We start from the raw sequence: 13,888 nt of genomic DNA, 5'->3' as shown, positions 1-13,888 counted from the left end.
AGGTGAGGACGTTCCTGCCTTCAATGCACGGCGGTGAAAAACCGCGCCATGCGAAATCCGGACAGCCAGGTCCACACCGGCTGGCCCCGGATGCCGAGATCCCAGGATCCGAGCACGGCATCCGCGCGGCCGACCAGATTGTCGATCGGCAACATGCCGACGCCGCCGGAGCGCAGGGGCACGCGGCTGTCGGCGGAGTTGTCGCGGTTGTCGCCGAGCACGAAGAGATGGCCCGCCGGCACCGTCACTTCCTGCGTGTTGTCGAGCGGACCGTTGTCGCGCATCTTGAAGATCAGGTGCGAGACGCCATTCGGCAGCGTCTCGACATAGCGATAGGCGGGTTCGCTGCCGCCATTGTCGTCCTCGGCGGCGCCAACGCCGTCCGGCTTCAGCTCGGCGGGGCGGTCATTGACGAAGAGCTGGCCCTGGCGCAGCTGGATGCGGTCGCCGGGCAGGCCCACGACGCGCTTGACCCAGGCCTGCGAGCGGTCGCCGGGCCAGCGGAAGACGACGACGTCGCCCTGCTTCGGCGTCTCCGCGAACACGCGGCCGCTCTCAGGCAGGTTGATCTGGATCGGCAGCGACGAGGTGCCGTAGCCGTAGGGGAATTTCGAGGCGATCAAGGCGTCGCCGATCAACAGCGTCGGCTCCATCGAGCCCGACGGCACGTAGAACGGCTCGGCCAGCGCACCCTTGGCGATGAACACCGCCGCGACGATGCCCGCGAGCTGCACGAGCTGGCCTGCCCAGCCGCTGCCCTTCCGCTTGGTGGTGACAGTTATCTTCTCGACGCTCATCCGCCTGTTCCACCCACCGTAATGCGTTCCATCAACAGCGACGGCTGGCCGACGCCGACCGGCACGCCCTGACCGTTCTTGCCGCAGGTGCCGATGCCGGTATCCAGCGCGAGGTCGTTGCCGATCATGCGGATGCGATGCAGGTCGGTCGGCCCGTTGCCGATCAGCATGGCGCCCTTCAAGGGCGCACCGATCTTGCCGTTCTCGATCTTGTAGGCCTCGGTGCATTGAAACACGTATTTGCCCGAGGTGATGTCGACCTGACCGCCGCCGAAATTCGCGGCGAAGACGCCGTTCTTCACCGACGCGAGGATCTCGGCCGGATCGCGGTCGCCCGCGAGCATGTAGGTATTGGTCATGCGCGGCATCGGCACATGGGCATAGCCCTGGCGGCGCCCGTTGCCGGTCGGCTTCATATTCATCAGGCGCGCGTTCTGGCGGTCCTGCATATAGCCGACCAGGACGCCGTCCTCGATCAGCACGGTGCGGTTGGTCGGCGTGCCCTCGTCGTCGATCGACAGCGAGCCGCGGCGCGAGGCAATGGTGCCGTCGTCGACCACGGTCACGCCCTTGGCCGCGACCTGCTGGCCCATCAGACCGGCAAACGCAGACGTCTTCTTGCGGTTGAAGTCACCTTCGAGGCCATGACCGACCGCCTCATGCAGCATCACGCCGGGCCAGCCGGCCCCGAGCACGACATCCATCTCGCCGGCGGGGGCGGGAATCGATTCCAGATTGACGAGGGCCTCGCGCAGCGCCCCGTCGGCGGCGTCGCGCCAGGACTTAGCTTCGATGAATTCGGCGTAGCCGGCGCGACCGCCATAACCCTTGCTGCCGCTCTCCTGGCGGTCGCCCTGACCGGCGACGACGGAGACGTTGACGCGCACGAGCGGGCGGATGTCTCGATAGCTCTCGCCGTCGGGCCGCAGGATCTCGACCACCTGCCAGGTCGCGCCCAGGCTGACGCTGACCTGCCGCACCCGCGGATCCTTGTCGCGCAGATAGGCGTCGATTTCGGCGAGCAGCTTGACCTTGGTCTCGAAGCCGGGGGCATCGAGCGGATTGTCGTCACTGTAAAGCCGCACGTTGGTATGTGCTGGAGGCGCGGCGAAGTTGCCGGAATAACCACCGCGCACGGCCGCGACCGCGTCCGCGGCGCGAATCAGCGCCGGCAGCGAGACGTCGGAGGAATGCGCGTAGCCGACCGCGTCGTCCTTGACGGCGCGCAGGCCAAAACCCTGCGAGGTGTCGTAGGTCGCCTGCTTCAGCCGCCCATTGTCGAACATCAGCGCTTCGGTCTGGCTGTATTCCAGGAACAATTCGCCGTCGTCGGCACCGGCAAGCCCGCGCGCGAGCTCGTTGCGAACCTGGTCGCGGTCGAGATTGGCGCGGTCGAGCAGGGAGGTTGTGGCAGGGTTGGTCATGCGTCCGTCCATTATCGGGGGATGTGAGGCAAGATAATGGTTTCCCGGCAGTTCCGCGAGGGGCTTGGCCGTCACATTACGGAAACGATAGGATTGGCACGGGAGTAAGGGGCCCTGACGCGGATGCCGATCGGTGCTATGCTAGTTTCATGAATTACCGAGATATCATCTCGATTGAACCTGGCAAACGCGGTGGGCGACCCTGCATCCGCCACATGCGGATCGCTGTGGCAGATGTGCTCGGCTGGCTGGCTGCTGGCCAGACCCACGCTCAAATCCTCGACGACTTCCCCGAACTGACCGAGGACGATATCCGCGCTTGCCTGGCCTATGCCGCCGACCGCGAGAGGCGATTGGTGACCGCACCGATATGAGGCGCTGTTCGATCAGAACCTCAGCTTCAAACTTTGCCAGATGATCGACGACCTTTTTCCGGATTCGAGTCACGTCCGGTCTCATGGTCTGTCCGAAGTCGCCGACGGTGCGCTTTGGGAGTTTGCGAAGGCAAATGGTTTCGCGATTGTGACCTAGGACGTCGATTTTGCCGAGCTGGCGGGCCTGTTGGGCTCTCCACCCAAAGTGATTTGGCTTCGGGCGGGCAATCAAACGACCGCGACGATTGCGGCTCTGCTTCGCCGGCACGCGCGGACGATTGAGTCTTTCGAGAGCGATGACAGCACTGCCTGCCTTGAGATTTATTAGGCCGTTAGAGCCTATGGCAGCTTGTCATATCCCTCGCCGAGCCCGTTCAGGCTGAGCGGGAAGCCGATGCCTTCTTCCGGGGTCTCGAAGATGATGAAGGTCGCGGTCTTGGCGGTGCGGAGCTGGCCGAGCAGCTTGTCGTCCATGACGACTTCGGCGACGCAGCCATTGGGCAGGCAGCGGACAAAGCCGGCACGGCCGACATCCTGGTTGTCGAGTTTGAGGCCGAGGCCGGAGGGCAGGAGAACGCCGAGGGGGGCGACGACCCGCATCAGGCGGCTCTTCTGGTCGGCGGTCTTGAGGACGATTACGGTCAGGCCGGCGTTGGAGCGGTCTTCGGCCACCACGCTCTGGATCAGGGCGCATTGCTCGGACTGGGCGCCCGGCGGGGTGTCGCAGCGGATCTGCCAGTCGCCATGGACGGAGCGCACCGCGCCCTGCGCATGGGCGAGGCCCGGAAGCGCCAGGACGACGACCGCCGCCAGCAGGGCAGCCAGCATCGTGAGGCCGCCAGCCTGGCTTTTAGCCCGCCTTGCCATGGATCTCGAAAACCCCATCGGGTCGGTCCCTCTGCTCGCCTGGGTCGCTCGCGTCAGGCGGACTGATACGGGAATGACGGCGTCTTGAAGGCGATTCGCAAGCAAATTCCACGCCGCCCCGGCCGTCGTCGCCCGCACGAATCAGGTTCCTGTGCGGCTGTCCGCCAGTGCCTACCGCGGGCAATTCCGCTGTCAAGCGGCAGCATCCCGGGAAATGGTATTTTTGTCTGATGTTACTAGGAAATATCTTGCGGGTGATGGCTGACAGACGAGGCTCAAGACTGCATTGCGATAGATCAAGAATTATGGTTTGAGAGGCTTGATTTCGGCGTTCTAGCGATCTGGCCCCAATTCCTCTTAGAGGTATTCTTGCGCGGCGGTTTGTCAGACGGGGGGATCGAATAAAGCGTTTCCCGAAAATAGGGGAATGCACTTGGGGTGATTTCGTTAGGGGAGCGCGAACGGCATGAAGATGTCGATGGGCCCGGTGGGCCGGCACTTGCTGGGATTGGCCGTAGCGGGTCTGACGCTGGCGACGGGCGGTGCGGCATTTGCCGAGCTCGGGCAACCGGCTGCGTGGGAGTGGACGCTGCAGCAGTCCGGGTCCCCGGTGATGGACAACATCGTCTGGTTTCACAATTTCCTGTTCGTGCTGATCACGCTGATCACGCTGTTCGTTCTGGCGCTGCTCGTGATCGTGGTCGTGAAGTTCAACGCGCGAGCCAATCCGGTGCCGTCGCGGACCACGCACAACACGCTGATCGAGGTGGCGTGGACGCTCGTTCCGGTGCTGATTCTGGTCGGTATCTCGGTGCCGTCGTTCCGGCTCCTGTTCCTCGAGCTCGACGTGCCGAAGGCGGATCTGACCATCAAGGCGACCGGCAAGCAGTGGTACTGGTCCTACGCCTATCCTGATAACGGCAAGTTCGAGTTCGACTCGCTGATGGCCCAGGACAAGCAGCCCCGCCTGCTCGGCGTCGACAATGAGATGGTGGTGCCCGTCAACAAGGTGGTCCGGGTTCAGGTGACCGGGGCCGACGTGATTCATGCCTTTGCGCTGCCGTCCTTCGGCGTCAAGATCGACGCTATTCCGGGCCGGCTCAACGAGACCTGGTTCAAGGCTACCAAGACCGGCATGTTCTACGGCCAGTGCTCGGAATTGTGCGGCAAGGACCACGCCTTCATGCCGATCGCCATCCGCGTGGTGAGCGACCAGGAGTTCGCCTCCTGGGTCGAGACGGCGAAGAAGAAGTACGCGAGCGGCGGCACCAGCACCTACGCCTCCACGGCCGGCCCGACGCAGTGAGCGCCGGGCGAAGGGTTCGAGGAAACTGAAAGCGACATAAGGGCGGGACCTCCAGAGGTCCGATCGGGACGCAAGGCAGGATTAGAAAATGGCAACGAGCGCAGCGGCACACGGCGATCACGCGCAAGACCACGGACATGACGAGCACGCCCATCCGACCGGATGGCGGCGCTACGTCTATTCGACCAACCACAAGGACATCGGCACGATGTACCTGATCTTCGCGGTCATCGCCGGCGTCATCGGCGCCGCGATGTCGATCGCGATCCGCGCCGAGCTGATGTATCCGGGCGTGCAGATCTTCCACGAGACGCACACCTACAATGTGTTCGTGACCTCCCATGGCCTGATCATGATCTTCTTCATGGTCATGCCCGCGATGATCGGCGGCTTCGGCAACTGGTTCGTGCCGCTGATGATCGGCGCGCCCGACATGGCGTTCCCGCGCATGAACAACATCTCGTTCTGGCTGCTGCCGGCCTCGTTCGCGCTGCTGCTGATGTCGACCTTCGTCGAGGGCGAGCCGGGCGCCAACGGCGTCGGCGCCGGCTGGACCATGTACGCGCCGCTGTCGAGCTCGGGCCATCCGGGCCCGGCCGTCGATTTCGCGATCCTGTCGCTGCATCTGGCGGGCGCCTCCTCGATCCTCGGCGCCATCAACTTCATCACCACCATCTTCAACATGCGCGCGCCGGGCATGACCCTGCACAAGATGCCGCTGTTCGTGTGGTCAATCCTGGTGACGGTGTTCCTGCTGCTGTTGTCGCTGCCGGTGCTCGCCGGTGCGATCACGATGCTGCTCACCGACCGCAATTTCGGCACGACGTTCTTCAACCCCGAAGGCGGCGGCGATCCCGTGCTGTTCCAGCATCTGTTCTGGTTCTTCGGTCACCCCGAAGTGTACATCCTGATCCTGCCCGCCTTCGGCATGGTCAGCCAGATCGTCTCGACCTTCTCGCGCAAGCCCGTGTTCGGCTATCTCGGCATGGCCTACGCCATGGTCGCGATCGGCGGCATCGGCTTCGTGGTGTGGGCGCACCATATGTACACGGTCGGCATGTCCTCGGCGACGCAGGCCTATTTCGTCGCCGCCACGATGGTCATCGCGGTCCCGACCGGCGTGAAGATCTTCTCGTGGATCGCCACGATGTGGGGCGGCTCGATCGAGTTCCGCGCGCCGATGATCTGGGCGGTGGGATTCATCTTCCTGTTCACCGTCGGCGGCGTCACCGGCGTGGTGCTGGCGAATGCCGGCGTCGACCGCGTGCTCCAGGAGACCTACTACGTCGTCGCGCACTTCCACTACGTGCTGTCGCTCGGTGCGGTGTTCGGAATCTTCGCCGGCTGGTACTACTGGTTCCCGAAGATGTCGGGCTACATGTACAATGAAGGGCTCGCCAAGGCGCACTTCTGGGTCACCTTCATCGGCGTGAACCTGGTGTTCTTCCCGCAGCACTTCCTCGGCCTGTCGGGCATGCCGCGCCGCTATGTCGATTATCCCGACGCGTTCGCGGGCTGGAACCTGGTCTCGTCGGTCGGCTCCTACATCTCCGGCTTCGGCGTGTTGATCTTCCTCTATTGCGTGATCGACGCCTTCGCGAAGAAGGTGCCGGCTGGCGACAATCCGTGGGGTGCAGGTGCGACCACGCTGGAATGGACGCTGCCCTCGCCGCCGCCCTTCCACCAGTTCGAAGTGCTGCCCCGCGTGCAGTAAGCAAATGCTCGCGGCGCCCGTGACGGGCGCCGCGGCTCGACAACCAAGCGAGTCAGTCTAGTGTCCGTCCTCGACCACAACGCCGTCGACATCAATCCCCGCATCTCCGAAGCGGAGGTTGGCGATTACATCGCGCTCCTGAAGCCGCGGGTGATGTCGCTGGTGATCTTCACCGCGCTGGTCGGAATGGCGATGGCACCCGGGCATTTTCACCCGGTGCTGGCCATCACCTCGCTGCTCTGCATCGCCGTCGGCGCCGGCGCGTCCGGCGCGCTCAACATGGCGCTCGAAGGCGACATCGACGCCAAGATGTCGCGCACGGCGAACCGGCCGATTCCGCGCGGCCGCATCACCCGCCCCGAGGCGATGACCTTCGGCATGACGCTCGCCTTCTTCTCGGTGATGACGCTCGGCATCCTGGTCAACTGGATCGCGGGCGCGCTGCTCGCCTTCACCATCTTCTTCTACGTCGTGATCTACACGATCGGTCTGAAGCGCTGGACCGCGCAGAACATCGTGATCGGGGGTGCCGCCGGCGCGCTGCCGCCAGTGGTGGCCTGGGCCGCGGTCACCGGCACGGTCGACGTCGAGCCGCTGCTGCTGTTCGCCATCATCTTCTTCTGGACGCCGCCGCACTTCTGGGCGCTGGCGCTGTTCCGCTCCGACGATTACGCGCGCGCCGGCATTCCGATGCTGCCCAACGTCGCCGGCCCCGACGCAACCCGGCTTCAGATCCTGCTCTATACTATCGTGCTGATCGCGGTCGCTGCTGCGCCCTGGGCGCTTGGTTATTTCGATGCCATCTATGGCATCGTCTCGCTGATCCTCGGCGCCGGCATGCTGGCGTTCGCCATCAACGTCTATGTCCGTCGCGAGCGCAGCCAATCGCTGCGCGCGACCCGCAAGCTGTTTGCGTTCTCCATCCTTTATCTGTTCGCGCTGTTTGCGACCTTGCTGGCCGAGGTCGTGTTCCGGGCGCTTGCGGCGATGGTAGGGGGCGCATGATCGCGGGAATGGCCGACAAACCCGAGATAGATGGAATCGTCCTCACCGAGGCGCAGAAGAAGAGCCGTCGTCAGCGCTCGATCGCGATCGCACTCGCGCTCGGTGTGCTCGTGGTGCTGTTCTTCGCCGTCACCATGGTCAAGGGGCCGGCCGTGCTCGTCCGGCCGATGTAGGAAACATGGATCAGAAGCCGACCATATCGCAGGATCAGAGCCGGACGGCCGCCAAAGGCCGCAGGCCTTCCAAAGGGCTTGGCCGCGACGTGGTGGTCGCCTCGATCTGCGGCGGCGTGGTCGCGCTGATGGTCGGCGCCTCCTACGCGGCGGTGCCGTTCTACAACTGGTTCTGCCGCGCCACCGGCTTCAACGGCACGACCCAGGTCGCGACCTCGGCGCCGGCCAGCGGTCCGATCGCACGAAAGATCGCGGTGCGCTTCGATTCCAACGTCGCGCCCGGCCTGCCCTGGAAGTTCGAGCCCGAGCAGAGTGAGATCGAGGTCAATATCGGCCAGGTCGTGACCGTCTTTTACACGGTGACCAACCAGGCCGCGCGGACCACCGCAGGCCAGGCCGCCTACAATGTCGCGCCGCTGACGGTCGGATCCTATTTCCAGAAGATCAACTGCTTCTGCTTCACCGAACAGACCATGGCGCCGGGCGAGAAGCGCGAGATGCCGGTGGTGTTCTACGTCGATCCCTCGATCACCGACGACCACGAGAACGACGGTCTCAACACGATCACGCTGTCCTACACGTTCTATCCGGTGAAGGATCCGGTGGTGAAGCCGCTCGCGGCCAGCGAAGACGACAAACGCAAAGGAAATCTCTGATCTCCGGGCTCACGCGCCGGGGTTGGACATAAGGGGATAAGTGCCTGACAGGCACGGGATTGAGGAGCGAGACCGCAAATGGCAACGGCGCACACCAAGCATCACGACTACCACCTGGTCGATCCCTCGCCATGGCCCGTCGTCGGCTCCATCTCCGCCTTCATCATGGCGGTCGGCGCGATCACCTGGATGCACCACATGTTCTCGGCTGCGCCGATCATCTTCGGTGTCGGCACCGTCGGTGTGCTCTACACCATGGCGAGCTGGTGGGGCGACGTGATCAGGGAAGCCCAGTACAAGGGTGACCACACCCGCGTCGTGCAGCTGCATCATCGCTACGGCATGATCCTGTTCATCGCTTCGGAGGTGATGTTCTTCGTCGCCTGGTTCTGGGCCTATTTCAACGCGGCGCTATTCCCGGCCGACGCCGTCCACGCCACCCGCGATGCGGTGTTCGGCTGTGGTCTCGGGACTGCGGCCGGCGCCTGCGCCGTGCCGGGCACCTGGCCGCCGCACGGCATCGAGACCTTCGATCCCTGGCATCTGCCGCTCCTCAACACGCTGATCCTGCTCACCTCCGGCACCACGGTGACCTGGGCCCACCATGCGCTGCTCGAGAACGATCGCCAGGGCCTGAAGTATGGCCTGATCCTCACCGTCGTGCTCGGCGCGCTCTTCACCTGCGTGCAGGCCTATGAGTACAGCCACGCGGCATTCTCCTTCGGCGGCAACGTCTACGGCGCGACCTTCTTCATGGCGACCGGCTTCCACGGTTTTCATGTGCTGGTCGGCACCATCTTCCTGCTGGTGTGCCTGTTCCGCGCCTATGCCGGCCACTTCACGCCGACCCAGCATCTCGGCTTCGAGTTCGCCGCCTGGTACTGGCACTTCGTCGACGTGGTCTGGCTGTTCCTGTTCCTCTGCATCTATGTCTGGGGACACGGCGCCGAGACCATGGCCCACGGCGCGCACTGAGCGGGCTGACTTCGGATCGAGAAAGGGCGGCCCCGGGGCCGCCCTTTTGCTTTTCTGCGCGCAGGGGTTTCGGCAGAAACTGTGATAGACCCTGTCATCATGAACAAAGCCGACGACACGTCCGAACCGCAAGCCACCGTCCTGCAGAGCGCGCTGCGCGGGCTTGCCTGCAAATGCCCGCGCTGCGGCCAGGGCAAGCTCTATGCGGGCTTCCTGACGCTTGCGCCGTCCTGCGAGCATTGCGGCCTCGACTACGCCTTCATCGATTCCGGTGACGGTCCGGCGATCTTCATCATCATGCTGGCCGGTGCGATCGTGGTCGGCTGCGCGCTCGTCGTCGAGGTCAAGTACCAGCCGCCGTATTGGCTGCATGCGGTGCTGTGGCTGCCGCTGATCCTTGCGACCACCCTGCTGCCGTTGCGCGCCATGAAGTCGCTGCTGATCGCGCTGCAATTCCACCATAAGGCGGCACCGGGCCGGCTGGTCGACCGCGCGAAATGAACGAGACCGCGCGCAAGCCCCGCGTGGCCGGCTTCGCGCTGTTCACGCTATTCCTGACTGCGGTCTGCATCGTGCTCGGTATCTGGCAATTGCAGCGCCGCATCGCCAAGCACGAGCTGATCGCCGCACTCACCGAGCGTCTCGCGGAGGCACCGGTCGCTCTGCCGCCGCCGGCGCGATGGGCCGCGCTAAGCCCCGCGCGCGATGAATTCCGCCGTGTCAGCTTTACCGCGACCTATGCGCCGTTGCCCGATGCGATGGTCTATTCCCCCGGATCCGCCGTACGCAAGGATGCGTCAGGCCCCGGCACCTGGGCGTTCCTGCCGGCGCGGCTGCCGAGCGGCGAGACGGTGGTGATCGATGCGGGCTTCGTCGAAAATACCATGCAGGATCGCAGCGTCGAGGATCGCGCGGTCAAGAAGCTCGTCACGGGGCAGGCGGTCTCGTTCACCGGCTATCTGCGCTTCCCCGAGGCACCTGGCTGGCTGACCCCGGCGGCGAACCGCGACAAGCGGCTGTGGTTCGTGCGCGATCACGTGGCGATCGCGAGCGCGCTGGGCTGGGGCGCGGTTGCGCCGTTCTATGTCGACCTCGAGCAGCCCGCGCCCGAGAACGGCATTCCGCGGCCGGGGCCGCTCGACGTGCATCTCAAGGACGATCACCTGCAATACGCCATCACCTGGTTCACGCTTGCAGGCGCCGTGCTCATCGCCTTCGCCGTTTGGGCAAGAGGGCGGCGACGGGGCTGAGCTCCGTAGATCCACTCAGGAAACCCAGGGCTATCGCATATGACGTCTCGGCGGCGCCAGAGCGAACGCCTCATCCTTCGAGACGACCGCTTCGCGGCCTCCTCAGGATGAGGCTCAGCTGCATCCATCCGCGTTGAAATGCTGCCGCATACTCATCCCTCATCCTGAGGGCCCGCCGCAGGCGGGCGTCTCGAAGGATGGCCGCAGTCGAATATGTTTCTTCATATGCGACAGCCCTGCCAGGGAACCCGGTATCGCCCGGGGTTTACCATTCAGCGCACATTCACGAGTGTGGTCCTAAGCCGCCATCGTTTTTCCGCGGCCGACAGGATTGCAGCGTGAGCGATTTCGACCAGATGGGAATTGTCGTCGACTGGGTGGATGCCTGCAGGAAGGGCGACCTCGCGGCGCTCCTCGACCTCTATGCGGACGACGCCCACGTCGAATGCACGTGCAACGGCACGCAGCGCTATCGCGGCCGGAGCGAGCTCGAAGCCTATTGGCAGCCGCGGCTCAGCGCTTTCTCGTCGGTCGGTTTCGGGCTGGAGGAAATCCATCCTGCGCCACACGGCGTCGATCTCGAATATTCCGTCGCCGGCGCGCTACGCTTCCGCGCCTCGTTTTGTTTTAGTCCGGACGGCAAGATCCGCACCACGCTGTGCGAGCCGGCGCGACAGAACGCGCAGCTTGGCTGGGCGTGCTAGAGTTTCCGTCCTGATTAAGTCAGAACCGAACACCAGATTCTGTTTTGACGCGTTTTCTTCACGCGAACTGGTATCCACTTCGCTCGAAAAGGCTCTAGCCGGTGACCGGCGCCTCGCGTGCCGGCTCGGCGGGAAGGCGGCAGCGCACATAAGTCCTGTCGTCCACGCGCAGCAGTGACAGCGATCCGCTGAGTGCGCGCACGCGCTCATGCATGCCGGTCAGGCCGCGGCCGAACACATTACCTTCGGGAAAGCCGCCGCCATCGTCGGAAATCTCGATGACGACCGTCTCCCCGGCGAAGGTCGCCTGCACATGGGCATTGCTGGCGCCGGCATGACGCAGCACGTTGGTCAGCGCCTCCTGAATCACGCGATAGACGGTCTGAGCCAGCGGCCCGCCGATCGCGTTGAGATCCGGATCGATCGTGTCCGTCAGGTCGATAGACGGCGCCTGCTTGCGAAAATTCCGGAGCAGCGTCTGCACGGTGGTCTCCAGACCCAATTCCTCGATGTAGAGCGGTCGCAACCGGTCGAGGATGCGGCGGTTGGTCTGCTGGAGCGCCTCGACCGATTGCAACACATCCTGCGCCGAACTGCCGGGATTTCCCGCCGGGGGCGAGGCGTCGGCCAATGCGATCGTGCCGGCGCGGATGCTGAACAGCAGCGGACCGAGTTCGTCGTGCAGTTCGCGCGCGAGATCGCGCCGCTCGTCGTCCTGGAGCGACACCAGCCGATGCAGCAGGTCGCGATTGTCCTGGCTCAATTGCGCCAGCGTTTCGGCCAGCGCATTGGCCTCCTCGCAGCTTTGCCGGATTTCCGGCGGTCCTCTGACCGGGATCGGCGTTGCGTAGTCGCCGCGCCGCATCCGCGTGAGTCCTTCGCCGAGATCTTGCAGCGGGCGCAGGGCCGATCCCGCGAAAACATAGGCAATGGTGCCGGTGAGCACCATCAGCACGGCAACGAGGATGGTCAGCGCGAGAAAGCCGATCCACTTCTCGAACAGGTCAGCCGACAGGTCCGGCAGGAAGACGAGATCGCCGACACGCTGGCCGTCGATCGTCACCGCAGCTGCCGCGTCCATGTCTGGAATGGTGAGCAGGTCGACAAACCATTGCGGTACGCCATGCGGCTTGCGCAGGCCGCCCCTCGCTGAGGACGCTGGACCCGTCTCCACGGCACGGAATTGGATATCGGAGGAGGTGTCCAGAGAATGGACAAAGGCGTCGAGCGTCTGCCGCGGGTTGTTCGAGGTGCGCAGGGTATTGTTGAGCGCGGCGGCAATGGTCTGAATCGAACGCCGCCCCGGCTCGTTCTCGTCCGCCAATTGGCCGGTCGCGAAGGTTTGGAGCAGCACGCCCCCCATGATCAGCGCGGCAAGGAAGCTCAAGCCGAGCGGCAGAAACAGTTGGGTCCTGAACGAGAAGCGTTGCCACATTAGGTCAATTCTAACGCGCGTCAGGGGATTTTGCTCTTTCCATTTGTTCCCGTCGGTTTATGAGTCGAAAAACTAGAGAATTACAATGCAAGATACTGCCAAGCCGGCGACCCGCGTCCTGATTGTCGACGACCATCCCGTCGTGCTGTCCGGTTGCCGCACCCTGTTCGCCACCGACCATTCGATCCGGATCGACGAGGCGACCGACGCCAAATCCGGGCATCGCGCCTATGTCAGCAAGCGGCCCGACGTCACTGTGATCGACATCAGCCTGCCCGACGTCTCCGGCTTTGAACTGATGCGGCGCATTCGTAAGGACGATCCTGACGCCAAGATCATCATGTTCAGCATGAACGACGATCCGGCCTTCGTGGTGCGGGCGGTCGAGCTTGGGGCGCAGGGCTACGTCTCAAAGGGCGACGATCCCCGGATCCTGCTCAAGGCGGTGCGCAAGGTGGTTGCGGGCGACAATTTCATCTCACCGCAGCTCGCGGAAGCCGTGACGTTTTCCGGCGCGGCGATCAAGGCCAATCCTGCCTCGCAGATGACGCCGCGGGAGCTCGAGATTCTTCGCCTGCTGGGTCGAGGCGACAAGATCGTGGAGGTCGCCGAGGCGCTCGGTATCTCCTACAAGACCGTCGCCAACACCACCTCCCTGCTCAAGCAGAAGCTCGGTGCCAAGAACCATTCCGACCTGATCCGGATCGCGGTGGAAATCGGGATGAACTGACGCCCGGGGCGCCGAACCGGCTGCTCCAGGATGCTGCCGGTTCGGCGGGCGGACCGGTCTCGGCGCTCAGCCGGGCAATGCATGGATAGCGCCGATACCATCCGCCGACACAATGAGCGCAGCCATCGTTCGTTCCCGAACTGTCCGATCGTTCGGGATATAATGGCAGTGCGTGACGCAAGACCGCTCGCGAACGTTTGCCCGCGCCGAAGCGTGTCGGGAAAAACAGGAACATTTTCTCGCACATCCCGTTTTGTCCCTTGACGATGTCGTGACAGCCGACGAAAGCTTGCGCGAACAGTTTTTGCGGGTCGGTGACCCCAAGAGGCCAAACCGGTCTGCACACAACGACAGACCTTCCAAGAGAGGGGGGGGGGCGTGGCGCCGCCCCGTTTGGTGGGGGGGGGTTTTGTTTGGGGGGGGTTTAATTGTATGGGCCCCCCCGCCCCGCCGGGTGGCGGTTGAGCACAAAACAATA

15 protein-coding genes and 1 pseudogene are annotated in these 13,888 nt (G+C 64.1%); 12 read left to right on the top strand and 4 right to left on the bottom strand.

Features of this window, described 5'->3' with window-relative positions; translation table 11 throughout:
* Positions 1 to 20 precede the first annotated feature (20 nt).
* A complete protein-coding gene (gene lepB / locus AC0L30_RS35290) occupies positions 21 to 797 on the bottom strand; it encodes a signal peptidase I (RefSeq protein ID WP_007599422.1) in 777 nt (258 codons plus the stop codon).
* Entirely contained in the window at positions 794 to 2,221 is a 1,428-nt protein-coding gene (tldD, locus tag AC0L30_RS35285; RefSeq protein WP_219684757.1) for a metalloprotease TldD, read from the bottom strand. Before tldD ends, lepB begins: the two co-directional genes overlap by 4 nt.
* Before the next feature lie 149 nt (positions 2,222 to 2,370).
* Here tldD and AC0L30_RS35280 point away from each other — a divergent pair, with 149 nt between their 5' ends.
* Positions 2,371 to 2,595, top strand: a complete 225-nt coding sequence (locus tag AC0L30_RS35280; RefSeq protein ID WP_007599426.1) for a DUF433 domain-containing protein — start codon at positions 2,371 to 2,373, stop codon at positions 2,593 to 2,595.
* Between the two features lie 4 nt (positions 2,596 to 2,599).
* Positions 2,600 to 2,923, top strand: a pseudogene (locus AC0L30_RS35275) (DUF5615 family PIN-like protein).
* A gap of 11 nt (positions 2,924 to 2,934) precedes the next feature.
* Here AC0L30_RS35275 and AC0L30_RS35270 read toward each other — a convergent pair.
* Entirely contained in the window at positions 2,935 to 3,480 is a 546-nt protein-coding gene (locus AC0L30_RS35270) for an invasion associated locus B family protein (RefSeq protein ID WP_007599430.1), read from the bottom strand.
* 448 nt (positions 3,481 to 3,928) lie between these two features.
* Here AC0L30_RS35270 and coxB point away from each other — a divergent pair, with 448 nt between their 5' ends.
* From coxB to AC0L30_RS35225, 9 genes are all read left to right on the top strand, one after another.
* Positions 3,929 to 4,768, top strand: a complete 840-nt coding sequence (gene coxB, locus AC0L30_RS35265) for a cytochrome c oxidase subunit II (protein WP_007599432.1) — start codon at positions 3,929 to 3,931, stop codon at positions 4,766 to 4,768.
* Positions 4,769 to 4,856: 88 nt separating this feature from the next.
* A complete protein-coding gene (gene ctaD / locus AC0L30_RS35260) occupies positions 4,857 to 6,482 on the top strand; it encodes a cytochrome c oxidase subunit I (protein WP_007605061.1) in 1,626 nt (541 codons plus the stop codon).
* Positions 6,483 to 6,542: 60 nt separating this feature from the next.
* Positions 6,543 to 7,487 (top strand): heme o synthase, encoded by a 945-nt coding sequence (locus AC0L30_RS35255; RefSeq protein ID WP_473406266.1) that lies wholly within the window; start codon positions 6,543 to 6,545, stop codon positions 7,485 to 7,487.
* A complete protein-coding gene (locus AC0L30_RS35250) occupies positions 7,484 to 7,660 on the top strand; it encodes a hypothetical protein (protein ID WP_007599435.1) in 177 nt (58 codons plus the stop codon). The genes AC0L30_RS35255 and AC0L30_RS35250 overlap by 4 nt, the downstream gene beginning before the upstream one ends.
* A gap of 5 nt (positions 7,661 to 7,665) precedes the next feature.
* The gene (locus tag AC0L30_RS35245) at positions 7,666 to 8,316 is read left to right on the top strand and encodes a cytochrome c oxidase assembly protein (protein ID WP_354159704.1); all 651 of its coding nucleotides are present in this window, start codon (positions 7,666 to 7,668) and stop codon (positions 8,314 to 8,316) included.
* Positions 8,317 to 8,394: 78 nt separating this feature from the next.
* Positions 8,395 to 9,291: a cytochrome c oxidase subunit 3 gene (locus AC0L30_RS35240; protein WP_007599437.1), complete on the top strand. Its 897-nt coding sequence runs from the start codon at positions 8,395 to 8,397 to the stop codon at positions 9,289 to 9,291.
* 99 nt (positions 9,292 to 9,390) lie between these two features.
* Complete coding sequence (locus AC0L30_RS35235; protein ID WP_473406265.1) at positions 9,391 to 9,792, top strand: DUF983 domain-containing protein; 402 nt, start codon at positions 9,391 to 9,393, stop codon at positions 9,790 to 9,792.
* Complete coding sequence (locus tag AC0L30_RS35230) at positions 9,789 to 10,541, top strand: SURF1 family protein (protein WP_219684753.1); 753 nt, start codon at positions 9,789 to 9,791, stop codon at positions 10,539 to 10,541. The genes AC0L30_RS35235 and AC0L30_RS35230 overlap by 4 nt, the downstream gene beginning before the upstream one ends.
* Positions 10,542 to 10,879: 338 nt before the next feature.
* Positions 10,880 to 11,245 carry a nuclear transport factor 2 family protein gene (locus tag AC0L30_RS35225; protein WP_007599441.1) on the top strand — a complete coding sequence of 122 codons (366 nt, stop codon included), beginning with the start codon at positions 10,880 to 10,882 and terminating at the stop codon, positions 11,243 to 11,245.
* A gap of 94 nt (positions 11,246 to 11,339) precedes the next feature.
* On the opposite strand, the gene AC0L30_RS35220 is transcribed toward AC0L30_RS35225, so the two are convergent.
* Positions 11,340 to 12,680, bottom strand: coding sequence for a histidine kinase (locus AC0L30_RS35220; protein ID WP_007599442.1), 1,341 nt, complete (start codon positions 12,678 to 12,680; stop codon positions 11,340 to 11,342).
* An 85-nt stretch (positions 12,681 to 12,765) separates the two neighbouring features.
* On the opposite strand from AC0L30_RS35220, the gene AC0L30_RS35215 reads away from it, so the two are divergent.
* The gene (locus AC0L30_RS35215; protein WP_007599443.1) at positions 12,766 to 13,410 is read left to right on the top strand and encodes a response regulator transcription factor; all 645 of its coding nucleotides are present in this window, start codon (positions 12,766 to 12,768) and stop codon (positions 13,408 to 13,410) included.
* The last annotated feature ends 478 nt before the right edge of the window (positions 13,411 to 13,888 follow it).

The organism is Bradyrhizobium sp. MI1.11 (genome assembly GCF_055811255.1).
This window is presented reverse-complemented; position numbering and strand designations above follow the sequence as displayed.

Bases quoted from the DNA above. Each gene is read 5' to 3' on its own strand.
- coxB (WP_007599432.1), top strand. From the start codon at position 3,929: ATGAAGATGTCGATGGGCCCGGTGGGCCGGCACTTGCTGGGATTGGCC.
- AC0L30_RS35280 (WP_007599426.1), top strand. From the start codon at position 2,371: ATGAATTACCGAGATATCATCTCGATTGAACCTGGCAAACGCGGTGGG.
- AC0L30_RS35240 (WP_007599437.1), top strand. From the start codon at position 8,395: ATGGCAACGGCGCACACCAAGCATCACGACTACCACCTGGTCGATCCC.
- AC0L30_RS35235 (WP_473406265.1), top strand. From the start codon at position 9,391: ATGAACAAAGCCGACGACACGTCCGAACCGCAAGCCACCGTCCTGCAG.
- AC0L30_RS35245 (WP_354159704.1), top strand. From the start codon at position 7,666: ATGGATCAGAAGCCGACCATATCGCAGGATCAGAGCCGGACGGCCGCC.
- AC0L30_RS35270 (WP_007599430.1), bottom strand. From the start codon at position 3,480: ATGGGGTTTTCGAGATCCATGGCAAGGCGGGCTAAAAGCCAGGCTGGC.
- AC0L30_RS35215 (WP_007599443.1), top strand. From the start codon at position 12,766: ATGCAAGATACTGCCAAGCCGGCGACCCGCGTCCTGATTGTCGACGAC.
- AC0L30_RS35250 (WP_007599435.1), top strand. From the start codon at position 7,484: ATGATCGCGGGAATGGCCGACAAACCCGAGATAGATGGAATCGTCCTC.
- ctaD (WP_007605061.1), top strand. From the start codon at position 4,857: ATGGCAACGAGCGCAGCGGCACACGGCGATCACGCGCAAGACCACGGA.
- AC0L30_RS35230 (WP_219684753.1), top strand. From the start codon at position 9,789: ATGAACGAGACCGCGCGCAAGCCCCGCGTGGCCGGCTTCGCGCTGTTC.
- tldD (WP_219684757.1), bottom strand. From the start codon at position 2,221: ATGACCAACCCTGCCACAACCTCCCTGCTCGACCGCGCCAATCTCGAC.
- AC0L30_RS35220 (WP_007599442.1), bottom strand. From the start codon at position 12,680: ATGTGGCAACGCTTCTCGTTCAGGACCCAACTGTTTCTGCCGCTCGGC.
- lepB (WP_007599422.1), bottom strand. From the start codon at position 797: ATGAGCGTCGAGAAGATAACTGTCACCACCAAGCGGAAGGGCAGCGGC.